Consider the following 24002-nt stretch of genomic DNA (forward strand, 5'->3'; position numbering starts at 1 on the left):
GCCCAACGCCTCAAGCAACTCTTCGAACAAGCCGCATAACTTGCACTGACCGCTTGACAACGCCGCGCGATCCTGGCAGCAAGTGCATGGTCAGAAAAGTGTGCCAAGCGCTGTCGCCTCCGGTCAGGCCGGGGAGCGCCAGGTCAGCTCGGGGGAGCGGTGGCCCGACGTCGGCTCGTCGCGAACCAGAGCACTACGGCGGCTGCCGCGAGCGTCGCGCTGACCACGAGCGGGCCCACGAGCCCGAGCGGGCCGATCGCCAGGCCGCCGAACACAGGACCCACCAGGGCGCCCAGGTTCAGCGCGACCGTCGAGTACGCCCCGCCCATGGTCGGTGCGCCGTGGGCGGCCGCCATGCTGCGGGCGATCAGCGTGCCGCCGACGGCGAACGAGAGCGCGCCCAGCACCGGGGCGAGCACCCACACCGCCGACGGGCGCTCGGCGAGCAGGGCCCACAGGATCCAGCCCGCGAGGAGCGCCGGCGCGGCGACCCGGAGCACGAGGCGCCCGTGCGCGTCGGCGAGCCGGCCCGCCGTCGTGACACCGGCGAACGCACCGAGCCCGAACAGGGCGAGGATCACGGGCACCAGCGACGAGCCGAGCCCGGCGCCGTCCGTCACGAGCGGCGCCAGGTAGGTGAACGCGCAGAACGTCGCGCCGTTCACCAGCACCCCGAGCATGAGGTAGCGCAACAGCTCGGGGGACCGGAGCGTGCCGAGCTCGGCGCGCAGGTCCGTCCGCACGCCGGGCTCGCGCGGTTCGAGCCTGGCCGGCGTCAGGATCGCGACGGTGGCCAGCGCGAGCGCCGAGACCCCGGCGATCGCCCACAGGGCCGACCGCCAGCCCCAGATCTCGCCGAGGAAGGCTCCGGCGGGGACCCCGGCGATGAGGGCGAGCGTCGTACCGCTGAGGATCGCGGCGAGCGCCCGGGCCTGCTTGCCGGCCGGGACGACCGCCGTCACCGTCGAGAGCGCGACGGCGAGGAACCCCGCGTTGGCCAGCGCGGCCACGAACCGGCTCACCAGCAGCACGGCGAACTGGTCGGTGAGCGCGCCCGCCGCGTGGGCCGCGACGAAGACCAGCAGGCAGCCGGTCAGGGTCCACCGTGGTGGCAGACGGCGGCCGAGCGCCGCCGTCAGCGGTGCGCCGACCACCATCCCGACCGCGAAGCCGGAGGTCAGGTAGCCGGCCTGGGCGATGGTGATGCCGAGGTCGGCGGAGATGCCGGGCACGAGCCCGGCGAGGACGAATTCCGACGTGCCTTGCGCGAAGACCGCGACGGCGAGCACGTAGAGCAGGACAGGCATGGATGCCTCCGAAGGAAGGGGGAACGGGTAGGCCTGGGCGGCACTACGGGCCCTTCGGATGCGCGGGAAAGCGGCCGGGCGACGGCTCGGCGGTCTCTACAGGGGCATCTCGGGCTACCGGAGTACCGGCAGCCCGAACCTGGATGCTTCTGGAGACCTCATGTACCGAGCCTATCCGGCCGCGAGCGGTGCGCCGGAATCGGCGCGCGCGGGCAGCGGCCGGTGCCAGGCGACCTCGCGGTCCAGCTGCCCGGTCGAGCGGAACAGGCGCACCTGGTGGGCGTCGGGGAGCGCGGCGGCGAGGTCGTCGGTGGTCGTGGCCGTGAAGCCGAGCTTCTGCCAGAAGCCGCCGGAGCGGCGGGAGAACAGCCAGGCCTGGCGCGCCCCGGCGTCGGCGGCCCTGTCCAGGGCGAAGCGCGCCAGTCGCAGCCCGTCCCCGGCGCCCCGCAGGTCCGGCCGGACGGCGACGCTGCGCACCAGGGCGTGCTCGCCGCTCGACCCGAGCTCGAAGCCGGTGGTCGCGCACACGGCGCCGGCGTCGTCCCGGTCGAGCCACAGCCGCACCGCCGGTTCCGCGAGGGCGGCGACCGTCAGGTCGGCCGAGCGCAGGAAGGCGGCCAGGTCGTCGAGGTCGTCGGGGGCCGCGGGGCTGAGCACGCCGGAATGCTACCGGGAGCGGCTCCCCGTGTCGGCGGGCGCCAGGTCGTCGTCGGTGGCCGCAGGGCTCGGGCTGCTGCTGGGGGCGGCGCACGACGTCCAGCTGAACTCGCTGTGCACCTGGTAGCCCTTGCCGTCGTCGGACCTCGCCCAGGTCTCCGCGGTGTACGGGAGCCACGTGGCCGTGTCGATGACGACGTCGAGCCGCGTCAGCTCGCCGCCGAGCACGAGCTCGCCAGGGGGATCGAATTGGATCCGGACCAGGGTCCGGCCGTCCTTCTCCTCCAGCAGGTACTCGTCGTTCAGGCGGTGGTCCCTGCCCTCGAGGCCGGACAGGTCGAGGGCCGCGGTGACGGTCGCCACCTGCAGCACGTCCAGCGGCTGCGTGCTCAGCGGGATCGGCTTCGGCGTCCCGGTGTCCGTCGCGAGGGAGCCGTCGACGCGGGTCGCCGACTCCGCGCCGAGCGTGGAGTGGGTCTTGACCTTGCATCCCGCGTCGGCCACCGCGGGCGCGGCGCGGTCGACCACCTCGGACGGCGTCAGCGCGAGGGTCGGCGACGGTCGCGGCTCAGGATCGTCCGTCGGCGAGAGGCTGGTGCCGGCCGACGTGCCGGGCGACGAGCCGGGCTGCACGCCGGGCGCCGGCAGGTTCACCACGGTCACCACGACGGCGGCCGCTGCCGCCGCCGCGACGCCCCACACCAGTGCCCGCCCGCGGTGCGCGCTGGACCGGCCGCGCCGAGGCTTCGCGTCGAGGTCGTGCAGGAGGACCACTACGCGCTCGTCCGTCGCCCAGTGCTCGGGTTCATGCTGCTGCGCGTACCGGTGCTCGTCGCCGTCCAGATGCTCGTCGACGCCGTGCGCGCGTGCCCGCGACTCGGCGTACACGCGCGCCAGGTCGAGCTCCGGGTCGACCCCCCGCAGGGCGCGCCGGGCGCGGGCCAGCTCTTCGTCTTCCACGTCAGGAACCTTCCTCGGTGAGCTGTTCATAGGCCGCACGCAGACGGCGCCGTGCGCGGTGCACCCGGGTGGCCGCCGTCGCCGTCGTACAGCCGAGGACCTGGGCGACCTCCGGGGTGGACAGCTCCGCGGCCGCGAGCAGGGCAATCACCTCGCGGTCCGCGGGGCGCAGCAGGGCAAGTGCCCGGCGGAGCGCGTCCAGCTCGCCGACCAGCCGCGCGCCGTCCTGGCCCGCCGGGACCGGGTGTGCGCGGACCCGCTCGACCAGCGCGATGCGCCGCTGCTGGGCGCGCACCTGGTTCGCCATGACGCGGCGGGCCACGCCGAGGAGCCAGGCGCGCGGGTTGTCCGGCAGCTCGCCCTTGCGCCACGCGACGGCGAACACCTCGGCCACCACGTCCTCCGCCTCGGCGGCGGGGAGCCGCGAGCGCGCGTACCGGTACACGGCACTCGCGTGCGCCACGAACAGCGCCTCCGTGTGGGCAGGCGTGAGGTGGGCAGGCGTGTGCCTGCCCGGTTCGAGACGCTGTGGCTCGGTGTTCGTGGCCAGGGTGTACTCCACAGACGAAGAGACAGACGAAGAGACGTGCTTCCGACTCAGTGTGTCCGGCAGGAGCGTCCCCATGACACCTCGCGGATGTTGTCCACGTCACAGCCCGCCGCTGACATCGCGGTCCGGGCCGTGCACACCAACGCTGATGTGACCCTCTCCTTCGTCCGTACCCGTGCCCGGTTCCGCCCGGCGGGCCCCGCCTCCGTCGTCGTCGCCGTGAGCCTGCTCCTCGCGGGCTGTGCTGCCGCGGACCTGGGCACCGAGGGGGGCGGCGAGACCGGGGCGGAGCCGCAGGTCACCGCCTCCGCCCCGGCAGAGAAGAACCCGGCAAAGAAGAACCCGGCAGAGGAGCCGGCAGAGAAGCCGGTAGAGAGCTCGGACGAGTCCCAGGCACCCCAGACGGAGCCGAGCCCGGTCGCGGCCCCCGCGGAGGGCCCCGTCGATGCCCCGGGCGCGCCACCCGCTACCGGCCTCGACCTGACGGAGCACTCGGCCACCGATCCCGGGAGTCCCTGGGTGGTCGTCAACAAGCGCAGGCCGCTCGACCCGATCGACTACGAGCCCGACCTCACCGTCGTGCGCGGGTACCTCGTCCGGACGGATGCCGCCCGCGACGTCGCCGCGCTGCTCGACGCCGCCGCCGCCGACGGCGTGCGCCTCACCCTGCGCAGCGCCTACCGGGGCTACCCCAAGCAGGCGGCGGTCTACGAGGGCTGGGTGGCGCAGCTCGGCGCCGAGCAGGCGGACGAGGTGTCGGCTCGTCCGGGGCACAGCGAGCACCAGACGGGTCTCGGGGTGGACGTCGGCGGCACCACCCGGCCGGAGTGCGACTTCGAGGCCTGCTTCGGCGAGACCGTGGAGGGCCGCTGGGTCGCCGAGCACGCCGCCGAGTTCGGCATGCTGGTGCGGTACACGCGCCAGAACAGCGCGGTCACCGGCTATGCGCCCGAACCCTGGCACCTGCGCTGGGTCGGCCGGGAGCTGGCGGCGCACATGCGGGCCACCGGCGTCACGACCCTGGAGGAGGTCCTCGACGTGCCGGGCGGGGACTACGCGGACTGAGCCGGTTCGGCGAAGTAGAGCGCTTGTCCGAGTCTCCCCGGCGCACGTAAGGGAGACTCGGACAGGCGCTCTACTTCGCCGAAGCGCACGCAGCAGGAGGAGACTGGCCACATGCTGACGATCAGCCAGCTCGCGTCGTACGCCGGGGTGACCACGCGCGCCGTCCGGCACTACCACGCCAGGGGCCTGCTGCCGGAGCCTGGGCGCGACCACTCGGGCTACCGGCGGTACGACGCCCAGGCCGCCGTGGACCTGATCCGGATCAGGGTCCTGGCGGAAGCCGGTGTTCCGCTCGCGCGGGTCAGGGAGCTGCTGCGCGCCGACGCGGCGGAGCTCGCGGCGGCCGTCGCCGAGATCGACGCGCGGCTCCGTGCGGAGATCGACGAGCGGGAGCGGCACCGGGAGCGGATCGCCAGGCTCGCCGCGGGTGACAGCCTGGCGCTGCCCCCCGAGGGCGCGGCCTACCTGGACCGGTGGCGCGAGCTCGGCCTCCCCGAGCGCGTGGTCGAGATCGAGCGCGACAGCTGGATCCTCACCCTCGCGGTGCTCTCCCCGGAGCAGGTCGCCGAGGCGATGGCGCTGAAGGGTGCGCTGCTGGACGACGAGCAGTTCGTCGAGACCCTGCGGCGGCTCAGCGCGGCGGTCGACTGGGCGCCCGGCGACCCACGGCTGCCCGCCCTGGCAGACCAGGTGGCCGCGATGCTCGACGAGCACGCCGGCTGGTCCGCCGGCTCGGCGAGCGAGATGGAGGCGGGGCTCGTCGACCTCTTCGACTCGCTCGCCCTCGACTCCTTCCCCGCCGGCCGCCGCCTGGAGTCGCTGCTGGAGGAGCGCGGCTGGTCGGGCTGGACCCGCCAGGAACGCACGGGTTGAAGCGCGTCCGCGGCGTTCAGAAGGGCAGCCAGACGACGGCCGCGAGGGCGGCCAGGTAGAGGGCCTGCTCCGCCAGGCGGCGGCCGACCGGGGTGGCCGGCCTGCCGCCGAACAGGAGGCCCCGCCGGGCCGCGGAGATGTTGGCCGGCGTCATGGCGATCGTGAGGAGCCCGAGGCAGATCGCGGCCGCGGGCGCCGTCGCGGGGACGAGCAGGCCCACCGCTCCGGCCAGCTCGAGGGCCCCCGTGCCGGCGACGAGCAGGTCGGGGCGGGGGAGCCCGGGCGGCACCATACGTTCGAGGTCCTGGCGTACCCGGGGGATCAGCCTGCCGGACGCCGCCAGGAGGTAGATCGCCGCGGCGCCGACGCGGGCGGCGTCGTGCCAGGAGTCGAGGGCGGGTACCGCGACGAGGCCGAGCAGGCGCGCCAGGGCGGCGACGCCGAGCAGGAGGACGGGGAGCGGGACCGGCATGAGAGTCCAATCTTGACGGCGACAAGTTCGAGCGTCACTCCACCACCCGCGGTGCTATCTTGTCAATGGATAGATTGGTCGAGGATCGGGAGCGGGATGAGCTACCACCACGGAGACCTGCGGCGGACGATGACCGCCGCGGCCGCGACGGCCGTTGCCGAACGGGGACCGGCCGCGCTCAGCCTGCGCGAGCTGGCCAGGATCGCCGGCGTCTCCCACGCCGCGCCGGCCCACCACTTCGGCGACAAGGCCGGCGTGCTCACCGCGGTGGCCACCGAGGGGTACACCCTGCTCGCGGCCGCCCTGAAGGAGGCCGGCGACGACCTGCTCGCGGCAGGCATCGCCTACGTGCGGTTCGCCGTCGACCACCCTGGACACTTCGCCGTCATGTTCGACCGCAGCCTCCTGCACGCCGACGACGCCGGCCTGCGCGCGGCCGAGCAGGCGTCCGCGGCGGCGCTCGCGGGTCTGGCGCCCGACGCCGACGCCTCCCGTGCCGCCTGGTCCGTGGCGCACGGCTTCGCGAGCCTGTGGCTCTCGGGCGCGATCTCCGGGCCGGACGTCGTCGCGGCCGCCGAGCCCGTCCTCCGCCGCATGGCGCCCCCGCGCGGATCGAGTCGCGGATAGAGTTCGGACCGTGCGGCTGGATCCGTTGCCCGACGTGTCCGCCTGGACCCACAGCGGGGTCCGGGCAGGCTTCGAGGTGCTCTTCGCGGAGCCGACGGCGGACGGGTACCTGCTCCGCGGGCACACCACCGCCGTCGAGGGGCCGCAGGCGTGGTCCGTCGGGTACCGGATAGAGGTCGACCGGCAGTGGTGCACCCGCCGGGCTGAGGTGCGGGCGGTGTCGGCCGTCGGGACCGTCCGGACGACCCTCGACCGGACCGGGCAGGGTGACGACGCCCGGTGGCTCGTCGACGGCGTCCCGCGCCGCGACCTCGACGGCTGCCTCGACGTGGACCTCGAGTCGTCGGCGGTGACGAACACGCTGCCGGTCCACCGGCTGGATCCCGCCCCTGGGGAGCCGCACGAGGTGCCCGCGGTCTTCGTCCGAGCGGGTGACCTGGGGGTCGAGCGGCTCGAGCAGGAGTACCGCCTCCGGAGCCGGACGCCGACGGCGATCAGGTTCGACTACGCGTCGTCGACCTTCGACTTCGAGTGCGTGCTCACCTATGACGCCTCGGGGCTCGTCCTGAAGTACCCGGGGATCGCCGTCCGGGAGCGGTGAACCCGAGGCTCGACCGGGCCTCAACCGAGCGCCGACCAGCGGTCTGACCTGCGCGAGCGGGTCTCCAGCCGCTGAGATGCGAGTTCCAAAATGTCCCAGTATGAGTCATGATGTTCCCACCACCTATCACCAGGGGAATATCGTGACCGCGATCACCTCCGGGGCCGCAGCACTCTCGGACGTGCCCACGTCCACACCCGCTCTCGTCGCCTGCGACGTCGAGGGCACGCTCGTGCGCGCCGGACGGCGGCCGACCGGCGCGGTGCTCGATGCGATAGCGGCGGTCCGCGCCGCCGGACACCACCTCGTCGTCGCCACGGGCAGGTCGCTCTCGGGCGCCGTGCAGGCGGCCCGCCAGCTCGGGATCAGCGACGGCTGGGTGGTCGCGGCGAACGGCGCGGTGACCGCGCGGCTGCGGCCGGACGGGTATTCCGTCGTCGACGTGACCGCCCTGGACGCGGGGCCCGTGTGCCGGCTCGTCGCCAGGACGCGGCCCGACCTGCGGATCGCCGCCGAGGTGGTCGGCACCGGGTACCGCGTGACCAGGCGGTTCCCCGACCGTCTGCTCAACGGGCACCAGGAGGTGCTGGGCACGCTGGAGGAGATCTGGGCACGCCCGACGCCGCGAGTGGTGGTGTACGGGCAGTGGGCGCTGCGGCTCGCGCCGGCGCTGCGCGACTCGGGCGTCACCGCGGTCGCGGCCCGTGTCGACTGGGTGGACGTCACCGCACCCGAGGTCACCAAGGCGACGGCGCTCGAGCGCATCCGTGTCGAGCTGGGGGTCGCATCCTCCCGGACGGTCGCCCTCGGCGACGGCGAAAACGATCTCGAAATGCTTCGGTGGGCGGCCCTGTCGATCGCGATGGGGCATGCGCCGGCGACGGTCCGCGCGGTCGCCGGCCGGATCACGGGCACGGTGGACGAGGACGGCGCCGCGGCCGCGCTCGTCGACGCGCTCCGGCTGCCGACCGCCTGATCCCGGACCGCCCCGCTCGCCGCGCCCACGGCGCGGCCCTGGGTGAGGATGTGCGCATGGCGCACGCTCACTCGCACGACGCGGCCGGCCCAGCCGCGCCACGCACGACGTTCCTGCTGGTCGTGACCCTGGTGTCCGCCCTTCTGGTGACCCTCGCCGGGCTCTGGCTGCTGTGGCCGAACGCCGGGGACGTGCCCGACCGGGTGCCCGCACGGGCCGAGGGCACCTCGTTCGTCGACGTCACCGTCACCGGGCCCGCCGACCCCACCACCGGGAGCATCCCGGTGGAGCTCCCCGGCGGGGAGCCGTCCCGGATGCAGTCGCCCGGTCCGTCGATCCCGCTCGCCGACGGGGACCGGATCATCGCCGTCGACATCTCCGCGGTCGCGCAGCCCGGCGTCGACCCGCTGGTGTTCATGGACTTCCAGCGCGAGCTGCCGATCGCGCTGCTGGCGATCGTCTACGCCCTCGTCGTGCTGCTGGTCGCGCGCTGGCGCGGGCTGGCCGCCATGGCAGGGCTGGGGCTCGCGTTCGTGGTGCTCCTCGGCTTCACCATGCCCGCGCTGCTGGCGGGGGAGTCCGCCATCGGCGTCGCGCTCGTGACGTCGTCCCTGGTGATGTTCGTGACGCTGTACCTGGCGCACGGCCTGTCGGCCCGCACGTCGACGGCGCTGCTCGGCACGCTGGTCGGCCTCGCGCTGACGGCGGGGCTCGCCGCCTGGGCGTCGGGGGCCGCGCAGATCACCGGGACGAACGACGAGATGTCGGCGTTCCTGCCGTCCAGCGCGCCGGGCGCCGACCTGCGGGGGATCGCGCTGTGCGGCATCGTCCTGGCCGGGATGGGCGTGCTGAACGACGTGACGATCACCCAGGCGTCCGCGGTCTGGGAGCTGCGGGCCGTCGCGCCCGCGGCGTCGCGTGCCGAGCTGTTCACCAGCGCGATGCGGATCGGCCGCGACCACATCGCGTCGACCGTCTACACCATCGCGTTCGCCTACGTCGGGGCCGCGCTGCCGCTGCTGATGATGGTCTGGCTCGTCGACCAGTCGCCGACCACCGCGCTGACCTCCGGCGAGATCGCCGAAGAGGTCGTGCGGACGCTCGTCGGCTCGATCGGGCTGGTGCTCGCCATCCCGATCACCACGGCGATCGCGACGCTCACCGTCCCCGGGCCGGCGGCGGAGGGTTCGACGATGCCCGAGCCGGCCTCCGACCCGGAGCTGATGGCGCCCGTGTCCGAGGCGTGGGCCGCGGGGCCAGGTCCCGGGACGACGGCGACCTGACGGTCACGGCGGTGCTGCCCACGTTCTGCTCCAGCGCGCGCAGGAGCGACGCCGCCTCGTCGCGGCGCGCCGGGTCGAGGTCGCCCGCCGTCGCCCGCTCCAGCCGGTCCCAGATCTCGGCGACGCGCGGCCTCAGCGCCAGGCTCGCCGGCGTCGGCTCCACCAGGGTGACGCGCCGGTCGTCGGGCCCGGGGCGACGGCGCACGAACCCCGCACGCTCCAGCCGCTGGACCGTCCGCGTCATCGACGCCGAGTCCGTCGCGACGTGCTCGGCGAGGTCCGTCTGCCGCTGGGGCCCGTGCTCCCACAGGAACATGAGCAGCAGCTCCTGGCCGGGATGGAGACCGAGCGGGCGCAGCAGGTCCGCGGCGAGGGCCCGGTGCGCCCGCGCGAGCGAGAAGATCGCGAGGCTGAGCGGTCCGGCGGCTGAAGCGTTCGACTCACTGTCCGGGGCAGGTGCCATGCGCTCCATCGTAGGACTCGGTGCGCGGACGGTCGCGGGAGCGAGGTCCGGCGGAATAGTGGAGACGGTTCCCGCGGTTACCTGTCCGGAACAGCGAAGTCGGCGGGCGTCCGGTTCGGATGCCCGCCGAAGACGAAGGAGAACGTGATGCGCGCAGTGGTCTATGACGAGTTCGGCGGCCCCGAGGTCCTGCACCTGGGGGAGGTGCCGGAACCGGAGGCGGGTCCCGGCCAGGTCCGGGTCCGGGTGGAGGCCGTCGGCGTCAACACGTTCGACGGGAAGGTCAGGTCAGGCGCCATGGAGGCGGCGTTCCGCACGCGGCTCCCGGCGGTCCCCGGCCTCGAGGTGGCGGGCATCGTCGACCAGGTGGGGGCCGACGTCGCCGGGGTCGCCGTCGGGGACCGGGTCGCCGGCCCGGCCGGCCGGGGCGCCGCCGAGCTCGCGGTCCTGCGCGTCTGGGCGCCGGTGTCCGACGGGCTGGACGCCACCCAGGCGGCAGCGCTCCCCGTGGTCGCCGAGACCTCCCGGCGCGCGCTGCGGATCCTCGACGTGAGGCCAGGGGAGACGCTGCTGGTGCACGGCGCGAGCGGCGGTGTCGGCGGGCTGGCGACGCAGCTCGCGGTCGCGGCGGGCGTGCGCGTGATCGGCACGGCGTCGGAGGCCGGCCAGGAGCGCGTCGCGATGTACGGCGCCACGCCCATCGTCTACGGCGAGAGCATCGTCGACTGGGTCCGGGCGCTCGCGCCCACCGTCGACGCGGTGCTCGACGCCGCGGGCAAGGGCGTCCTGCCGGACAGCATCGAGCTGCGAGGCGGCACCGACAGGGTGCTGACCCTTGCCGACCCGGCGGCCCACGAGCTGGGCGTCGAGTTCTCGGAGCGGTCCGAGCACTCGACGGAGGTCCTCGCGGAGGTCATGGGGCTGGTCGCCCGCGGCGAGCTCTCCGTGCCGGTCGCGAAGGTGCTGCCCTTCGCGGAGGCGGCGCGGGCGCAGAGCCTGGTCGACGGCGGTCACGCGGGTGGCAAGGTCGTCCTCGTGCCGTGACGGATCCCGGTCCACTGAGGTTGGCGCGGGCCGGAGGCCATGTCTTCGTGGTTCAACGGCGATTCATCTGGCGGAACGCCGGGACCACGAACGGCGCGAGCGTGAGCAGGAGCATGGTCGCCCCCACGCAGACGAGCGCCGGGCGAACGCCGGCCTGGTCGGTGACCAGGCCGGTGAGCACCGGGCCGAGCGGGAGCCCGACCCAGGCCGACGCCTTCACGGCGCCGAGCACCCGCGGCAGCATGGGGCGGGGGATCTGCTCGTACTGCACCGCGCCCACCACCGGGTTGACGCACCCCATGGCCAGACCGCAGCCCGCGGCCAGGACGGTCGCGGGCACGACCGTGTCCAGCATCGCGAGGCCGAGGTAGAGCGGCGCCCCGCCGACGAGAAACGCGACCGAGTACAGCAGCCATCGGTTGGCCCGTGGCGCGAACCAGGCCCCGGCCAGGCTCCCCGCCAGCGCGCCGACGCCGAACCCGGCGGCCACGGTACCGACGGCGGCCACGGGGAGTCGTTCGGCCAGCGCCCACGAGGGAAGCAGCACGCTCACGAGGCTGGAGCCGACGAGGTTGGTCAGGGCGATCATCACGACGAGTGCGCGCAGCACGGGATTGCGCGCGAGGAACACGAGCCCGGCGGCGAGCCGGCGCAGGTACGGCTCGGGGCGCTTCTGGTCCCGCTGCGGCGTGCCGACGTCGTCCGGGACCAGGAGGCCGACCAGCGCGGCCGCGAGGAGGAAGCCGCCGCTGCCCACCGCCACCACGAGGGGCGCCGGGCTGAACGTGAGCAGCACCGCTGCGACGGGCGCACCCAGGAGATGTCCCGCCTGCGTGGCCGACGCGTGCAGGCCGGCGGCCCGCTCCAGCGGTGTCCCAGCCAGCTCGGCGGCGCCGGGGACGAGCGGTGCGCTGCCGCAGTCGGCGACACCGCGCAGCAGCCCGACGACCGCCACCACCGCGATGAGCGGGCCGTGCGCGAGGTATCCGGCGAGATGGAGTCCCGGGACCGCGAGCAGGGCGACGCCGGCCAGCAGGTTGGCGGCCCAGCTCGCCCTGCGCGGGCCGAACCGCTCGACCCACGGCCCGGCTGTCGCCTGCATGGCCACATAGGGCGCCAGCTCGGCGAACACGACGATCCCCGTCATGGCGGCGCTCCCGGTGGTGCTCAGCACCAACCACGGGATGGCGACGGCGGAGACCGCGGTGCATGCCACCGATGCCAGGTAGGCGACCAGCACCGCCGCGAGCGGGGCGCGGCGGCGCACCGCCGTTTCCGTGCGCTGGTCGACGGCGGTCACCGCTCGTCCGCCTGTGCGGGGTCGGACGGCGCGCGCCCCGTCGGCGCGGGGCCGTGCGGGTCCGGCATGAGCTGGAACTGGAACACCGCGCGCTCCCGCCCGTCGCCGTGCTCGTCCGGCCCGCCGGCGCCGCGGGCCTCGCCGACCAGGTCGCGGCGGTACTTCGAGACGAGGTCCTGGACCTGACCGGCCAGCTCTCTGGCCTCGTCGTGGGTCAGGCTCACCGCCTGCTCGCCCAGCTGCCACGGAAGGTCCGGGAGCTCGTCGCGGCGGTCCGGCAGGGAGTCGACGTAGGACAGGACCCGCTCGTACGCCACCTGCATGACCATGCGGACGTAGCGCTGCGCCGCCTCGAGCTGCTCGTGGTCACCCGCCTGGTCCGGGACGCGGAACGAGAACACCGTGCCCTCCCGTACGGCCTTCCACCACCGGTCGCGCCGGTTGCCGCGCTCCGTGTCCTCGACGACGAGGCCGGCCTCGGCCAGGGTGCGCAGGTGATAGCTGGTCACCCCGCTGGAGTGGCCGACCCGGACGGCGAGCCCGCTGGCGGTGGCCGGGCCGTCCTCCCGGAGCAGGCGCAGCAGCGACATCCGGATCGGGTGCGCCAGCGCGGAGACGTTGACCGGCGTGAGCAGGTCGTAGCGCTCCGGATCGAACCACGGCGGCGGCCAGGAGGAGTTCGGCATGACCCGACCCTACGACTGCAAAAGCAGTTTGCAAAGGCGTTTTGCTCGCGGGCGAGCGCGAACCGTGGCTCGCGATCGACCCGGAGCCCCTCGCCGGAGACCTCGGCTTCGACCTGTGGCCTGCCCTGGACAGCCGGTGGGCCGACGTCGTCGTCGCGAGCGGCGACCCCCGACGCGTGGTGCGGCGACGCTTCGACCTGCTCACCGAGGTCCTCGGGCTCGACCGGTTCCGGGCGACGGGCTGGACGCTGGGGCGGCTGCTGCAGAACTCGCTGTGGGACGTCGAGGACGGCGCGACCGCCCTGGCGCCCGGCGCCGTCGTCATGGCGGACGCCCTGCTCGACCGCGACTGATCCCGCGGCATGGCGGCGGTGCGGCGGTGCGGTGGACCGATGCGTGCGGCTTCCGCCGGACCAGGGTCAGGCGCGCGCCGCCTCGCGGACCAGGCCCTCCAGCTCGGCGGCCAGCAGGCGCTCGCCGTCGAGCCCCATGGTGCCGAACGCGCCGACGATCTCCAGGGACACGAGCCCGTGCACGCGGTACCAGGTGGACAGGGCCAGCCGGAGCGCGGCCGGAGCCGCCTCCGCCGGCGTGCCGAGGGTCCTGCCCCAGCGGGCCAGGTCCTGGTCGAGCACTGATCCCTCGGCGGTGCTGCCCGCCTCGGCGGCGTCGCCCGCGTCCGTGTCGGCTGCGACCTCCTGGATGGTCGTGACCAGGGCGAGCATGCTCTGGCCGATCGCGCCGACGCTCTCCAAGGGGTCCACCGCCTCGCGCCGGCTGCCCGTGAAGAGCATCGAGTACCGGCGCGGATGGTCCAGGGCCCAGCGGCGCCACGCGCCGGTGATGGCGGCCAGCCGGTCCGCAGGGGACCGGTCCTGCGCCTGCCGGACGGCGGTCTCGACGGCGGTGCCCAAGTCGGCGTACCCGGCCAGGACCAGGGCGTCGAGCAGCGCCTCGCGGGACGCGAAGTAGTGGTAGAGCGCGGGCGGCGTCATGCCTACCGCCTTGCCGACCGAGGCGAGCGACAGGCCGTGCGCGCCGCCGTCGTCGACGAGCCCCAGTGCCGCCTCGACGATCTCGTCGACGGTCTGCCGCCGGAGCCGTTCGCGCCGTGTCAGGGGCCGGGTGTCGTCGTCCTCGGGCATGTCGCGAGCGTAACGCCAAAGGCGGGTGCCGACGCGGCGCCCACCTGGCACGATGTCGCCCATGACGGCTGAAAGTGCGCGTATGGACGCGGCACCCACCGGGCTCTCCGAACGCGCGCTCGGCCCCGACCTCGCGCGCGGCGTGATGCTGCTGTTCATCGCCCTGGCGAACTCGCACTACTTCCTGGTCGGCCAGCGGTACGTGGGCGGGTTCCCGGTCGACGGCTCCCGCGTGGACGACGCCGTGGCGTGGCTCGTCTCGACCTTCGTGGACGGCCGGGCCTTCCCGATGTTCGGGCTGCTGTTCGGCTACGGAGTCGCGCACATCGTGCGGCGTAACAGCGAGCTCGGGCCTCGTGCGGTCAACCGGATCCTGCGCCGGCGGTCCCTCGTGCTGATCGTCATCGGCGTGCTCGACGCGCTCCTGTTCTACGCGGGCGACATCCTCGCGATGTACGGCGTGCTGCTCTTCGTCGGCATCCTCCTCGTGCGGCGGTCGGACGCCTGGGTCCTCGCCGTGGCCGCCGTGTTCTTCGTGCTCAACGCCCTGCCCGGCGTCGACTCCATGTCGATCAGCACCGCGGGGCCGGACCTCGCGGCGCTGCCGCCGGACCTTGCGACGATGTTCACCGCACGGGCACCGGTCGCCGCGATCGTCGCGCTCGGCGGGCCGATCGGGTTCGCCTGCCCGTTCGCCATCGGTCTGTGGGCGGGGCGTCGGCGGATCCTGGAGCGGCCCGCGGAGTACCGCACCCTGCTGCGCGTCGTCGCCGCCGTCGGGATCTCGGCGGCGGTGCTCGGCGCCCAGCCGGCGGCGCTCCTGGTCGCGGGGGTCTACGGCCGGCCCGGCGACGGGCTGCTGCAGTGGTTCGGCCCGCTGCACGACGCGACGGGCGTGCTCGGCGGCTTTGGGTACGCGGCGCTGATCTGCCTGGTCTCCGTACGCCTGCGCAACGGCGGTCTCGTCGCCGCGGTCGCCGCCGTCGGGCAGCGGTCCATGACGTGCTACCTGCTGCAGTCGCTCGTGTGGTTCGTGGTCTTCACGCCGTTCCTGCTCGGCCTCGCCGGCACGCTGACGGTCGCCGGCACCGCGCTGCTTGCGTTCGGCGTCTGGGCGGCGTCCGTCGCCCTGGCCGAGTGGATGCGCCGGACCGGGCGGCGCGGCCCGTTCGAGACGCTCACCCGCCGGGTCACGTACTCGGCGATCGGCGGGCGTGGCGCCGGCGCGGTCGCCCCTGCGGGCGGTGCCCGGTGAGCCGGGCCTGGTTCGTGACGGGCGCGAGCCGCGGGCTCGGCCGGGCCATCGCCACGGCGGCGCTGGAGCGCGGCGACCGGGTGGCGGCGACGGCGCGCGACGTCGCAGCGCTGGACGACCTGGTGACCGCGCACGGCGACGCCGTCGTGCCGCTGCGGCTGGACGTGACCGACCCCGCCCAGGCGACTGCCGCGGTGCGGGCGGCCGCCGAACGGCTCGGCCGCATCGACGTGGTCGTGAACAACGCGGGCCACGGGTTGTTCGGGTACGTCGAGGAGATCACGCCCGAGCAGCTGCGCGAGCAGCTGGAGGTCAACCTCTTCGGCGTGCTGCACGTGACCCAGGCGGCGCTCCCGCTGCTGCGCGCGCAGGGGTCGGGGCACGTGGTGCAGGTGTCCAGCTCCAGCGGCGTCGCCGCCTGGCCGGGGCTCGGGGGCTACAGCGCGTCGAAGTGGGCGCTCGAAGGGCTGTCCGAGGCGCTCGCCCAGGAGGTGGCCGGGTTCGGGATCCGGGTCACGCTCGTCGAGCCCGGACCCGTGGACACCGCCTGGCGTGGGGAGTCGGCGGTGCGGGCCGAGCCGCGGCCCGCGTACGACGCGCTGCGGGCATCCGCGTGGCACCCGCCCGGCTCGTCGTCCCCTGCGGACGTCGCCCGGGTGGTCCTCGCGGTGGTCGACGCGGACGAGCCGCCGCTGCGGATACTGGTGGGCGACCTGGCGGCGGACGCCGTCCTGCCCCTGACCGAGGAGCGGCTGGCGGGCTGGCGACGCTGGGAGGACCTGGGCCGCTCCGCCGGCTGACGGCCGACCGGATCCTGGATCCTGACCGGATCAGCCGGCTGAGAGAGCCCGCCAGCCCGGCAGGAGGCGTTCCAGGGCGTCGGCCAGCGAGATGGAGTCGCCGTCCTTGCCTCCCGCGCCGAGCAGCAGCGGCGGACGGCGCGGCTCCGGCCGCACCCCGCGCACCCGGTCGAGCAGCCCGATGGGCGCGGTGAGCACGTAGAAGTCGCCGTCGGCGCTGATGCCGGACGTACGGTCCACACGCAGGTACCAGCCCCGCAGCGGGGTGCGGGCGGTGCCGCGGCCGCCGTACCCCTGCACCTGCAGGGGCTCGTCCGGGAGCCCGGCGTCCCGGGCAGCGGCCACGAACTCGCGCAGCAGGGCCTCGGCGCGGGTGTGCTCGGCGTCCTGCCGCGCCTGCAGGCGTTCGGCCTGCAGGCGGACCGCTTCCGCTCGCTGCTGGGACCACTCGTCGTCGCGCATGGCAGGAGTGTGTCAGAGCAGGAAGGCGTCAGAGCAGCTGCAGCGGCGTGCGGTACTCCGGGACGACCACCTCCGTGCCCGGCGACAGCCGCCGGATCTGCTCCGTGAGGCGGGTCATCCGGTCGCGCGTGCCCGCGCTCGCCAGGGGCGGGTTGATCAGCGGCGACTCGAAGTCGTCCCAGTGCACGAGGACCACCCGGCCGGGGCCGTCCAGCGCGACTAGGAGACGGCCCGCGTAGTCGGCGGTGACGTCGGTGCTCGGCACCGGCAGCGCCACCGTGTCGACGCGCAGCCCGCGCAGCGCCTGGTCGTCGTAGTCGCTGCCCCCGAGCAGCAGCACCGACCGGCCCTGCGGTGAGCGCAGCAGGTAGGACAGGGTGTCGCCCTCCGGCAGGTCCGCGATCGTCCGGGGCCTCGTAGGCACCGTCGTGCGCATGCCGGGAAAGAGGAGAGCGCCGGACGCGGTGCGGCTGTGCAGGGCCGGCACCACGCGCATGACCAGGTCCCCGAGGTGCATCTCCTCACCGCCGCGCACCACCGCGAGCTGCTTCTGCGGCACGCCCATGGCGAGCGCGAGGTGGTACCCGGTGAGGGTGGTGAACACGGTGGCCCCGCGGGTGCGGGCCAGGTGCGGCACGTCGGCGAAGTGGTCCCAGTGCGTGTGCGTCACCAGTATCGAGTCGACGGCGCCCTCCTGCGTCCCGGGCGAACCGAGAGCCGCGTCCAGCGCTGCCGGGTCGACGCGCAGGCGCGTGGTCGCACTGAACTTTCCGGCGGCGAGCCCGGTGCCGAACCGTGTCACGTACGGGTCGAGCAGGACGGTCGTGGTGGGTGTGCGGATCCGCCAGCCCGAGGTGCCGAGCCAGGCGAACGAGGCGAAGCCGGCCGGGGCGGTCGAGGGCTGCGTGGGTGTCGCGGCTGCGGCCGGGCCGGCTGTCTGACCGGTACCGAGGGCCCTGGCGCCGGTCACACCGCCGAGCGCGCCGAGGGCCGCTCCGGCGCCGGTCAGCAGGGTGCGGCGGCTGAGCGCGCGCTTCGAGGTCGTGGGATTCGTCATGCGGCACACCCTCGCGGGAGCCCGCGACGAGAGTCAAAGAGTCTTGTGGACGTGACCCGAGACGTTTTTGATATGGGTCGCGGCTAGGCTCCCGGGCGTGGACCTCCTGAAGCACCTCGGCTTCTTCAAGGCTGTCGCCGACGTCCGGCACTTCGGCAACGCGGCCGCCGACCTGGGCATGACGCAGCCCCCGCTGTCGCAGGGCATCCGCCGGCTGGAACGTCACCTCGGGGTGCGGCTCTTCGACCGGGACGCGCGCAGCGTGCGGATCACCGCGGCCGGGCGCCGGCTCCTGCCCGCCGCGCGCGACCTGCTCGATGCCGCCGACGACCTCGTGTCCACCGCCCGTGACCTCGCGCTGCCCGAGCAGGTTCGCCTCGGCATCGCCGCCGACCTGGAGGACGGCGTCCCGCACCTGCTCCGCGCGCTCACGGCGCCACCGCCACCGTTGGTCGAGCCTGTCGAGACCGCGCCACCGTTGGTCGAGCCTGTCGAGACCTCCCGCACCGCCGGGACCTCGATCGCGCCCACCGTCGCGGGCAGCGTCGAGCTGGTCGACCTCCTGCGTGACGGCCTGCTCGACGTCGGCCTAGTGCGGCATCCGGGTGTTCTCGACGGGTTGACGGCAGGCCCCGTGCTCGTGGTGCCGACCCGGCTGGTCCAGGCGCCGTCGGTGCAGACCCAGGACGACAGCCCGGATCGCGGCGCCCGCAGGCTGACGCCTGGCGACGTGCGCCTGCCCGTCGCCGTCTCGCCCCGGCACCATCAGCCGCCCGCACACGACCAGCTCGTCGATGCGTTGCGGCGTGCGGGGCACAGCGGCGAGGTGGTCGAGGCGCGAGACGCGGCCCAGCGTCGGGCACTGGTCGCGGCCGGCCTGGCGGCGGGCATCGTGCCGGTGCTCCAGGACGGAGCGACGGCAGTAGGCCCCGTGGGACCGCCGCTCCGGCTGCGGGTGGCCCTGCCGCCGGCGGCGCAGCGGCGGCCGGAGATCGGCCACGAGGCGGTTGCCGAGGTGGTCCGCGCGGCGCTGAGCCCGACGCCCGGCCCGGCACCTCGCACACCGCACGGCGTCGCCGGATGAGCACCCCCGACGTGGCAGTGACCGCCGCGCTCCGGGCGGTGGCGCGCGACGCCGGCGTCACGGCCCGCGTCCACGCGACGCGCCTGGCGGGCCCGCCCGGAACCGTCGCGCTCGACGACGCCGAGCCGGTCGCGATCGCCTCGCTCTACAAGCTGCCGCTCGCTCTCGTCTGGGCGGACCTCGTGACAGCCCGGCGCCTCGCCGCGGACGCGCCGGTGCGACTGCCGGCGTCGTCCCGCATGCCCGGGCCGACGGGTGTGGCGATGCTGCTCGACGACGTGGTGCTGACCGCGCGCGACGTCGTGCGCCTCATGCTCGCCGTGTCCGACAACGCCTGCGGCGACGCGCTGCTGTCGCTCGTGGGGCGCGAGCGCGCGCACGAGCGGCTGGCGGAGCTGGGCCTGCCGACGACCCTGGTGCGGCAGGGGTCCGCCGGTGAGACGCGCGCGCTCCTGCGGGACACCGGCACCGCTACGTGGGCCGGCGCGCAGCGGGCCCTCGCCGACCCGGACCACGCGGCCGAGACGAGTCAGTACGACCCGGCGCTCGCGAGCGCCGCCACCGCCGCCGAGCTCGGGGAGGCGCTGCGCCTCCTGTGGTCGCGGCGCGGCCCGGCGTACGACCTGGTGCGGGACGCGCTCGCGCACCAGGCGTGGCGGCACCGGATCGGCAGCGGGTTCCCGCACGACGACGTGGCGCTGCACGGCAAGACCGGGACCCTCGGCAGGCTGCGGCACGAGGCGGCGGTGATCGGGTTCCCGCACGAGTACCCGGTGGGCGTCGTCGTGCTGACCTGGGCGGCCCGGCCGGAACGGTACCTGCCGGGCGTCGACGCGGCGATCGGAGAGCTGGCCCGCCTCGCGACGGGACCGCTGCGGATGCCCGACGACGAGACAGGCTGACGAGACAGGGTCGGGACAACCCACCACCCAGGACGTGAGCCAGCCGGATTCTCCCAGAGCCGCGTCCTGACCAGCATGGACGTATGACCGAAACCAAGCTTCGCACACTGTCAGCGGCCGCCTTCGCGCTCGCCGTCCTCGCCGGGATCGCCGAGGGCGCCGTCTCCGTCGCGGCCATCCACGCCCAGGAGGGCATCGACGGCGGTCTCGTCATCCAGATGGCCTTTCGTGGCCTGATCTTCGCCGCGGCGCTCGCGTGCGCCTGGTACCTGGCGGCCGGACGCCGCTGGGCCTGGTGGGCGCTCCTGGCCGGCCTCGGCGTGCTCGGCCTGGCCTCGATGGTGGTGCCCATGGCCGCCGATCTCGCCGGCGGCGCGAGCTGGTACTACACGCTCGGGGGCGACGTGTCGCCGGCGATGCCGGCGATTCGCGTACTGCACATCGGCTTCGTGGTGGCCGGCGTCGTGACGATGCTGCAGCCGCGGGTGCGGCTGAGCCTGGACGGGGCCGGGCGCCCGGACCGCACCGTTGCGGCCTGAGCGCTCGATCCCCTGATCACCAGGGAGCCCGGCGGGCTCAGGGCCGGCGGAGGAACTCGCTCACCGCGGCGAGGAACTCGGCCGGCGCCTCGTCGTGCACCATGTGGCCCACGCGGATCTCGACGAGCCGTCCGTCGGCGACGCCTGCGGCGAAGTCCACGAGGTCCGCCTGGTCGACGTTGCTCGCGGGGCCGCCCGCCACGACCAGGACAGGGACGTCGATCCGTAGCCCGGCGGCCCACCACTCGGGGTCGGGCTCGCTGCGCTCGGCGCGCAGCGCGTTGACCAGCGGCCAGTCGAACGGCACCGGGTGGTCCGGCTTCTCGAACGGCTCGAACGCGGGCCCGCCCGGGCGGACCGGGGTGGCGTCCTCCAGGACGAGGCGCGTCACGCGCCCGGGGTCGCCGTCGGTCAGGAGGGTGGTCACCAGGGCGGCGGTCGCGGCCCCCATCGAGTGCCCGACGACGGTGATCGCGGCCGGCGCCGGTGCCAGCGCGTCGCAGAACGCGACGGCGTCGGCGGCCAGCAGCTCGTAGCCGTACGTGCCCGGCCGGTCGCTGTCGCCGTGGCCCCGCGCGTCGGGCGCGAGGACGTGGTAGCCGAGGGTTGCGAGGTCGTCCATGAGGGGTTCCCAGGAGAGCGAGCTCTCGCCGAGCGCGTGCAGCAGGAGCAGCGGGGGCGCCGCGGGGTCGCCCGCCTCGCGGTACGCGAGGCGCAGGTCACCGACGTCGACATAGTGGACCGGGTGAAAAGGTGCGATTGTCATCCGGGCAAGTATGCCGACCTGGCGCGGGTCCCTGCGACGATCCGCACGGACCCGCGCCGGTGCCGGTGCGGCCCTCCCAGAGACGCCCGGCCAGAGACGGTCAGTGGTGGTGGTGCTCGCCCGCCGTCACCGGCGTCGCGCCCGGACGGGTCCACTGGATCGCGGGCCGCCCGCCGTTCCAGCTGTTCCCGACGCCGTCCTCGTCGGCACGCCAGAACCAGCCCGGCACCTTGCCCTCGGGCCAGCCCTCGGGGTAGTCCTGCCAGGCCTCCTTGCGGCCCCGTGCCGTCATGTCGAGCAGGGCGAGCGCCGGCATGGTCGCCTCGGCCCCGCGCCCCGTGACGCTGGTGGTGAGGAACACGCGGTCGCCTGCGCGCAGGAAGCACAGCCAGGTGCCGAACTCGCCGCCGCCCACCGTCTCGTCGTCGGAGTCGAACACCGAGTACCAGTCCTGCGGGTACCCCATGAACTCGATGAACGGCGCCAGCTCGGCGTACGGCGCCTTCGCGAACACCGCGAACGACACGCCTCGCGCCTTCAAGTAAGCCGGGTCCTGTACCGCCCAGTAGGTGAGGGTGCAGCCCTCGCACTGGTTCTCGAACGGTTCGCCCAGGTGCCACATGTGCTTGTAGACGATGAGCTCCTCGCGGCCCTCGAACAGGTCGAGCAGGGTGGTCGGCCCCTCCGGGCCGACGACGACCGCCGCACCGTCGACCTCGGTCATCGGCAGCCGGCGCCGGGCCGCCGCGATCGCGTCGCCCTCGCGGGTGTGCGCCTTCTCGCGCACCAGCAGCTCGTCGCGCGCCGCCTGCCAGGCCTCCCGGTCGACGACGGGCGGGACGGCGGCTGTACCGGCCTGGTCGGTGTGGCTCTCGTGCGTTGCGGTCATGACGTCTCCTTGTTGGCCGTGATGTCGGGTCCCTCTCCCGGGACTACTGACGACCGGCCGGACAAAAGATCATCGGTCGGGCGCCCACCACTTCGACGAACGACGACGGCGCAGATCGACACGGCGCCCACCGGCCGCTGACCGACCCGCCGCTACCGCAGCGCCGCCGCGACGATCTCCAGCGCCTCGGTCCGGCCGATGCCGAGCGCGCGGACCGTCTCCGCGTACGTGGACGCCGCAGTCTGGGCGAGCGAGAGGCGCTGGTCGCCGGCCGCGCTCACGAAGGTCCCCGCCCTGCCGCGGGTCTCGACCAGGCCCGCCGCCTCCAGCTCGCGGTACGCGCGTGCCACCGTGTTGACGGCGATCCCGAGCTCCGCCGCGAGCGCCCGCACCGTCGGCAGCCGTGTGCCGACGGGCAGGGTCCGGTCCGCCATCTGCTGCGCGAGCGTGGTGCGCACCTGCTCGAACGGCGGGACGGGGGAGTCGGCATCGATGCTGATCACGCCACCCACAGTACAAGTGCCGGGCCTTCACCACGGTGCGTTCGCCGTTAGTCTCACGTCCATGAGCGACGCCTACCAGCGACCCCACCCCACCGAGCAGCGCACCCCCGAGGCGATCCCGCTCGGCACCGCGCCCCGGCCCGCCGACGCCGCAGATCTCGTCGCCCGCGTCCGCGTGGCGCTCGCGGGAGCGCTGGGCGGCCGGGCGGTCGGTCTCGAGCGGGCGACCATCCGCGCCGTCCTCGACGGTGCCGACATCGCGTCGGCGGACATCGATCTGACGGGCGTCGTCGTCCGGGCCGACGGCGCCCCGGGACAGGCGGGAGCGTCCGGCGCCGCCGACGCCGCGAAGCAGTGGCGCCCAGAGGTGGTGCGGCGCGAGCCGGGCACGCTGCGCCGGCTACGGGTGGACGCGCACCGGCTCGTCGCGGTGGACCTGCCCGTCGACGTCACCGCCGAGGTGGAGGGGCTGCGGTTCGACTGGGTGGAGGGTTCCGACGGCCGCGTCGGCATCCAGCCGGTGGAGCCCAGCGAGGCGCACCCGGTGGCGGGTCACGCGCGCGTCGCCGTCGACAAGGCGGGCCTGGTCGCGACGGCCCGCGGGCTGCTCACGGTGGTGCTGCAGCAGCAGGGCGTCACGCTGACCGGGCTGGACGTCGACCTGGTGTCGCGCGGCCCGCGGGCGGCGGCGCTCCGGGTCGACGCCGCGATCAAGAAGGGCATGTTCCTCTCCGCCCGGGTGCAGGCCACCGCGTCGGTCAGCGTCGACGAGAACATGGTGCTCGCGGTCCGCGACGTCCAGCTCGCGAGCGGCAACCCGATAGTGGCCGCGCTGCTGGGCACCATCAGGGGCCGGGTGGAGGCCGCAACGCGCCGGGACATCGACCTCGCCCAGCAGCTGCCCGACGGCGTCCGGCTGGCCGACGTGCGCCTCGACGTCGGCCAGGAGCTCGTGGTGAGCGCCAGGCTGGCCTGACGGTGCCGGTCTGAGCCTCAACCTGAGCTTGAGGGTTGGTCAACTCTCAACCTCGACTCGAACCTCAGCGCACGCTCGCGGGCATTCAGGCCTGCGGCGCTCGGGGCCGGCCGAGGACGATGCCGCGGCCGGCGTAGAAGCGGTCCAGATCGGACCAGCGGACGCTGGCGTACTCCGACCGTCCGGGGAACCCGGACGGGTCGTGGATCACGACGTGCTGCTCGTCCGCGCCGACGGCGAGCACCAGGTGCCCGCCTTTGCGGGGTGGCGCCGGGTCGAGCACGCGGATCGTCCTGTGGACCGACAGCATCACCAGGTTCCCGGCGGCGACGTGCTTGGTGATCTGGTCGGCCGGAAGGTCCGGGTAGACGTCGGCGACGAGGTTCCACCGAGACCGGACGTAGGCGGCGAAGGGGGCGTAGATGAGACCGTCGAGGCCACCGTCCTCGCGGTGGACGTAAGCGCCGACCTCCACGCAGTCGGCGGCGAGCCGCATCGGGTCCGGGACGTCCAGGTTCCAGGCCCCCAGGGCCATGCGCAGGCACGCGACGCCGCACAGCTGGACGGCCCACCACTCGTACTCCTCGGGGGTGCTCGCCCCGTACTCGGCCCATCGTGGATCGTCGGCGGCACGCATGGTGCCGCCGACGATCGCGGGCACGAGCTCGGGGGAGGCCCACTGCGAGTAGTACGGAACCTGCTGCAGGACGGCGGAGGAGGTGGAGTAGGTCACGGTAGCCATTCTCGCGTGTCAGACGCT

The 24002-nt window shown here is 74.5% G+C and carries 27 protein-coding genes and 2 pseudogenes; 14 read left to right on the plus strand and 15 right to left on the minus strand.

Annotated elements, in window-relative coordinates; all coding sequences use genetic code 11:
• Window positions 1–143: 143 nt before the first annotated feature.
• The 4 genes from ACFO6V_RS00005 to ACFO6V_RS00020 form a co-directional block, all read right to left on the minus strand.
• Window positions 144–1307 (minus strand): Cmx/CmrA family chloramphenicol efflux MFS transporter, encoded by a 1164-nt coding sequence (locus ACFO6V_RS00005; RefSeq protein WP_377130847.1) that lies wholly within the window; start codon window positions 1305–1307, stop codon window positions 144–146.
• A gap of 171 nt (window positions 1308–1478) precedes the next feature.
• Entirely contained in the window at window positions 1479–1964 is a 486-nt protein-coding gene (locus ACFO6V_RS00010; RefSeq protein WP_377130849.1) for a GNAT family N-acetyltransferase, read from the minus strand.
• Between the two features lie 9 nt (window positions 1965–1973).
• Entirely contained in the window at window positions 1974–2924 is a 951-nt protein-coding gene (locus ACFO6V_RS00015; RefSeq protein ID WP_377130851.1) for a hypothetical protein, read from the minus strand.
• A gap of 1 nt (window position 2925) precedes the next feature.
• Entirely contained in the window at window positions 2926–3486 is a 561-nt protein-coding gene (locus ACFO6V_RS00020) for an RNA polymerase sigma factor (RefSeq protein WP_377130854.1), read from the minus strand.
• A 75-nt stretch (window positions 3487–3561) separates the two neighbouring features.
• Here ACFO6V_RS00020 and ACFO6V_RS00025 point away from each other — a divergent pair, with 75 nt between their 5' ends.
• Window positions 3562–4539, plus strand: coding sequence for a M15 family metallopeptidase (locus tag ACFO6V_RS00025; RefSeq protein WP_377130857.1), 978 nt, complete (start codon window positions 3562–3564; stop codon window positions 4537–4539).
• 111 nt (window positions 4540–4650) lie between these two features.
• Window positions 4651–5412, plus strand: coding sequence for a MerR family transcriptional regulator (locus tag ACFO6V_RS00030; protein WP_377130859.1), 762 nt, complete (start codon window positions 4651–4653; stop codon window positions 5410–5412).
• A gap of 16 nt (window positions 5413–5428) precedes the next feature.
• Here ACFO6V_RS00030 and ACFO6V_RS00035 read toward each other — a convergent pair whose 3' ends face one another.
• Window positions 5429–5884 (minus strand): DoxX family membrane protein, encoded by a 456-nt coding sequence (locus ACFO6V_RS00035; RefSeq protein WP_377130861.1) that lies wholly within the window; start codon window positions 5882–5884, stop codon window positions 5429–5431.
• 96 nt (window positions 5885–5980) lie between these two features.
• Between ACFO6V_RS00035 and ACFO6V_RS00040 the strand changes: the two genes are divergently transcribed.
• From ACFO6V_RS00040 to ACFO6V_RS00055, 4 genes are all read left to right on the plus strand, one after another.
• Window positions 5981–6511: a TetR/AcrR family transcriptional regulator gene (locus ACFO6V_RS00040; RefSeq protein ID WP_377130863.1), complete on the plus strand. Its 531-nt coding sequence runs from the start codon at window positions 5981–5983 to the stop codon at window positions 6509–6511.
• A 10-nt stretch (window positions 6512–6521) separates the two neighbouring features.
• On the plus strand, window positions 6522–7112 hold the full coding sequence (locus ACFO6V_RS00045) for a putative glycolipid-binding domain-containing protein (protein ID WP_377130865.1): 591 nt from the start codon (window positions 6522–6524) through the stop codon (window positions 7110–7112).
• Between the two features lie 142 nt (window positions 7113–7254).
• Entirely contained in the window at window positions 7255–8088 is an 834-nt protein-coding gene (locus tag ACFO6V_RS00050; protein ID WP_377130867.1) for an HAD family hydrolase, read from the plus strand.
• Window positions 8089–8144: 56 nt separating this feature from the next.
• Window positions 8145–9371, plus strand: coding sequence for a YibE/F family protein (locus ACFO6V_RS00055; protein ID WP_377130869.1), 1227 nt, complete (start codon window positions 8145–8147; stop codon window positions 9369–9371).
• A 157-nt stretch (window positions 9372–9528) separates the two neighbouring features.
• On the opposite strand, the pseudogene ACFO6V_RS00060 reads toward ACFO6V_RS00055, so the two are convergent.
• A pseudogene (locus ACFO6V_RS00060) lies at window positions 9529–9843 on the minus strand (MarR family transcriptional regulator); the annotation flags it as partial.
• A 138-nt stretch (window positions 9844–9981) separates the two neighbouring features.
• Here ACFO6V_RS00060 and ACFO6V_RS00065 point away from each other — a divergent pair.
• On the plus strand, window positions 9982–10878 hold the full coding sequence (locus ACFO6V_RS00065) for an NADP-dependent oxidoreductase (RefSeq protein WP_377130871.1): 897 nt from the start codon (window positions 9982–9984) through the stop codon (window positions 10876–10878).
• 52 nt (window positions 10879–10930) lie between these two features.
• Here the strand turns inward: ACFO6V_RS00065 and ACFO6V_RS00070 are convergent, their stop codons facing one another.
• Together ACFO6V_RS00070 and ACFO6V_RS00075 are read right to left on the minus strand one after the other, a co-directional pair.
• A complete protein-coding gene (locus ACFO6V_RS00070; RefSeq protein WP_377130873.1) occupies window positions 10931–12178 on the minus strand; it encodes an MFS transporter in 1248 nt (415 codons plus the stop codon).
• Window positions 12175–12864 carry an ArsR/SmtB family transcription factor gene (locus ACFO6V_RS00075; RefSeq protein WP_377130875.1) on the minus strand — a complete coding sequence of 230 codons (690 nt, stop codon included), beginning with the start codon at window positions 12862–12864 and terminating at the stop codon, window positions 12175–12177. The genes ACFO6V_RS00070 and ACFO6V_RS00075 overlap by 4 nt, the downstream gene beginning before the upstream one ends.
• 35 nt (window positions 12865–12899) lie before the next feature.
• On the opposite strand from ACFO6V_RS00075, the pseudogene ACFO6V_RS00080 reads away from it, so the two are divergent.
• Window positions 12900–13217 (plus strand): annotated as a pseudogene (locus ACFO6V_RS00080) (aminoglycoside phosphotransferase family protein); the annotation flags it as partial.
• Window positions 13218–13283: 66 nt separating this feature from the next.
• On the opposite strand, the gene ACFO6V_RS00085 reads toward ACFO6V_RS00080, so the two are convergent.
• Entirely contained in the window at window positions 13284–14009 is a 726-nt protein-coding gene (locus tag ACFO6V_RS00085; RefSeq protein WP_377130877.1) for a TetR/AcrR family transcriptional regulator, read from the minus strand.
• A 61-nt stretch (window positions 14010–14070) separates the two neighbouring features.
• Here ACFO6V_RS00085 and ACFO6V_RS00090 point away from each other — a divergent pair, with 61 nt between their 5' ends.
• Window positions 14071–15264 carry a DUF418 domain-containing protein gene (locus ACFO6V_RS00090; protein ID WP_377130879.1) on the plus strand — a complete coding sequence of 398 codons (1194 nt, stop codon included), beginning with the start codon at window positions 14071–14073 and terminating at the stop codon, window positions 15262–15264.
• Window positions 15261–16064 (plus strand): SDR family NAD(P)-dependent oxidoreductase, encoded by an 804-nt coding sequence (locus ACFO6V_RS00095; RefSeq protein ID WP_377130881.1) that lies wholly within the window; start codon window positions 15261–15263, stop codon window positions 16062–16064. The genes ACFO6V_RS00090 and ACFO6V_RS00095 overlap by 4 nt, the downstream gene beginning before the upstream one ends.
• A 30-nt stretch (window positions 16065–16094) precedes the next feature.
• Here the strand turns inward: ACFO6V_RS00095 and ACFO6V_RS00100 are convergent, their stop codons facing one another.
• A complete protein-coding gene (locus ACFO6V_RS00100) occupies window positions 16095–16526 on the minus strand; it encodes a hypothetical protein (RefSeq protein WP_377130883.1) in 432 nt (143 codons plus the stop codon).
• Between the two features lie 28 nt (window positions 16527–16554).
• Window positions 16555–17583 carry an MBL fold metallo-hydrolase gene (locus ACFO6V_RS00105; protein ID WP_377130885.1) on the minus strand — a complete coding sequence of 343 codons (1029 nt, stop codon included), beginning with the start codon at window positions 17581–17583 and terminating at the stop codon, window positions 16555–16557.
• A gap of 97 nt (window positions 17584–17680) precedes the next feature.
• On the opposite strand from ACFO6V_RS00105, the gene ACFO6V_RS00110 reads away from it, so the two are divergent.
• From ACFO6V_RS00110 to ACFO6V_RS00120, 3 genes are all read left to right on the plus strand, one after another.
• Window positions 17681–18667, plus strand: coding sequence for a LysR family transcriptional regulator (locus ACFO6V_RS00110; protein ID WP_377130887.1), 987 nt, complete (start codon window positions 17681–17683; stop codon window positions 18665–18667).
• The gene (locus ACFO6V_RS00115) at window positions 18664–19569 is read left to right on the plus strand and encodes a serine hydrolase (protein ID WP_377130889.1); all 906 of its coding nucleotides are present in this window, start codon (window positions 18664–18666) and stop codon (window positions 19567–19569) included. Before ACFO6V_RS00110 ends, ACFO6V_RS00115 begins: the two co-directional genes overlap by 4 nt.
• Window positions 19570–19652: 83 nt before the next feature.
• A complete protein-coding gene (locus ACFO6V_RS00120; protein ID WP_377130891.1) occupies window positions 19653–20108 on the plus strand; it encodes a hypothetical protein in 456 nt (151 codons plus the stop codon).
• A 37-nt stretch (window positions 20109–20145) separates the two neighbouring features.
• On the opposite strand, the gene ACFO6V_RS00125 is transcribed toward ACFO6V_RS00120, so the two are convergent.
• The 3 genes from ACFO6V_RS00125 to ACFO6V_RS00135 form a co-directional block, all read right to left on the minus strand.
• On the minus strand, window positions 20146–20874 hold the full coding sequence (locus ACFO6V_RS00125; RefSeq protein ID WP_377130893.1) for an alpha/beta fold hydrolase: 729 nt from the start codon (window positions 20872–20874) through the stop codon (window positions 20146–20148).
• A gap of 100 nt (window positions 20875–20974) precedes the next feature.
• Window positions 20975–21763 carry a DUF899 family protein gene (locus tag ACFO6V_RS00130; protein WP_377130895.1) on the minus strand — a complete coding sequence of 263 codons (789 nt, stop codon included), beginning with the start codon at window positions 21761–21763 and terminating at the stop codon, window positions 20975–20977.
• Between the two features lie 152 nt (window positions 21764–21915).
• A complete protein-coding gene (locus ACFO6V_RS00135; RefSeq protein ID WP_377130897.1) occupies window positions 21916–22266 on the minus strand; it encodes a GntR family transcriptional regulator in 351 nt (116 codons plus the stop codon).
• 61 nt (window positions 22267–22327) lie between these two features.
• On the opposite strand from ACFO6V_RS00135, the gene ACFO6V_RS00140 reads away from it, so the two are divergent.
• On the plus strand, window positions 22328–23242 hold the full coding sequence (locus ACFO6V_RS00140) for a hypothetical protein (RefSeq protein ID WP_377130899.1): 915 nt from the start codon (window positions 22328–22330) through the stop codon (window positions 23240–23242).
• A gap of 85 nt (window positions 23243–23327) precedes the next feature.
• On the opposite strand, the gene ACFO6V_RS00145 is transcribed toward ACFO6V_RS00140, so the two are convergent.
• Window positions 23328–23975, minus strand: a complete 648-nt coding sequence (locus ACFO6V_RS00145; protein WP_377130901.1) for a C39 family peptidase — start codon at window positions 23973–23975, stop codon at window positions 23328–23330.
• Window positions 23976–24002: the final 27 nt, after the last annotated feature.

The organism is Promicromonospora alba, assembly GCF_042654905.1.
GTDB classification, from domain to species: domain Bacteria; phylum Actinomycetota; class Actinomycetes; order Actinomycetales; family Cellulomonadaceae; genus Promicromonospora; species Promicromonospora alba.

Excerpts from the sequence above, each read along its gene's own strand:
- ACFO6V_RS00005 (WP_377130847.1), bottom strand. The coding sequence starts at position 1,307 with ATGCCTGTCCTGCTCTACGTGCTCGCCGTCGCGGTCTTCGCGCAAGGC.
- ACFO6V_RS00025 (WP_377130857.1), top strand. The coding sequence starts at position 3,562 with ATGTTGTCCACGTCACAGCCCGCCGCTGACATCGCGGTCCGGGCCGTG.
- ACFO6V_RS00030 (WP_377130859.1), top strand. The coding sequence starts at position 4,651 with ATGCTGACGATCAGCCAGCTCGCGTCGTACGCCGGGGTGACCACGCGC.
- ACFO6V_RS00035 (WP_377130861.1), bottom strand. The coding sequence starts at position 5,884 with ATGCCGGTCCCGCTCCCCGTCCTCCTGCTCGGCGTCGCCGCCCTGGCG.
- ACFO6V_RS00040 (WP_377130863.1), top strand. The coding sequence starts at position 5,981 with ATGAGCTACCACCACGGAGACCTGCGGCGGACGATGACCGCCGCGGCC.
- ACFO6V_RS00055 (WP_377130869.1), top strand. The coding sequence starts at position 8,145 with ATGGCGCACGCTCACTCGCACGACGCGGCCGGCCCAGCCGCGCCACGC.
- ACFO6V_RS00065 (WP_377130871.1), top strand. The coding sequence starts at position 9,982 with ATGCGCGCAGTGGTCTATGACGAGTTCGGCGGCCCCGAGGTCCTGCAC.
- ACFO6V_RS00075 (WP_377130875.1), bottom strand. The coding sequence starts at position 12,864 with ATGCCGAACTCCTCCTGGCCGCCGCCGTGGTTCGATCCGGAGCGCTAC.
- ACFO6V_RS00085 (WP_377130877.1), bottom strand. The coding sequence starts at position 14,009 with ATGCCCGAGGACGACGACACCCGGCCCCTGACACGGCGCGAACGGCTC.
- ACFO6V_RS00090 (WP_377130879.1), top strand. The coding sequence starts at position 14,071 with ATGACGGCTGAAAGTGCGCGTATGGACGCGGCACCCACCGGGCTCTCC.
- ACFO6V_RS00100 (WP_377130883.1), bottom strand. The coding sequence starts at position 16,526 with ATGCGCGACGACGAGTGGTCCCAGCAGCGAGCGGAAGCGGTCCGCCTG.
- ACFO6V_RS00105 (WP_377130885.1), bottom strand. The coding sequence starts at position 17,583 with ATGACGAATCCCACGACCTCGAAGCGCGCGCTCAGCCGCCGCACCCTG.
- ACFO6V_RS00115 (WP_377130889.1), top strand. The coding sequence starts at position 18,664 with ATGAGCACCCCCGACGTGGCAGTGACCGCCGCGCTCCGGGCGGTGGCG.
- ACFO6V_RS00120 (WP_377130891.1), top strand. The coding sequence starts at position 19,653 with ATGACCGAAACCAAGCTTCGCACACTGTCAGCGGCCGCCTTCGCGCTC.
- ACFO6V_RS00125 (WP_377130893.1), bottom strand. The coding sequence starts at position 20,874 with ATGACAATCGCACCTTTTCACCCGGTCCACTATGTCGACGTCGGTGAC.
- ACFO6V_RS00130 (WP_377130895.1), bottom strand. The coding sequence starts at position 21,763 with ATGACCGCAACGCACGAGAGCCACACCGACCAGGCCGGTACAGCCGCC.
- ACFO6V_RS00140 (WP_377130899.1), top strand. The coding sequence starts at position 22,328 with ATGAGCGACGCCTACCAGCGACCCCACCCCACCGAGCAGCGCACCCCC.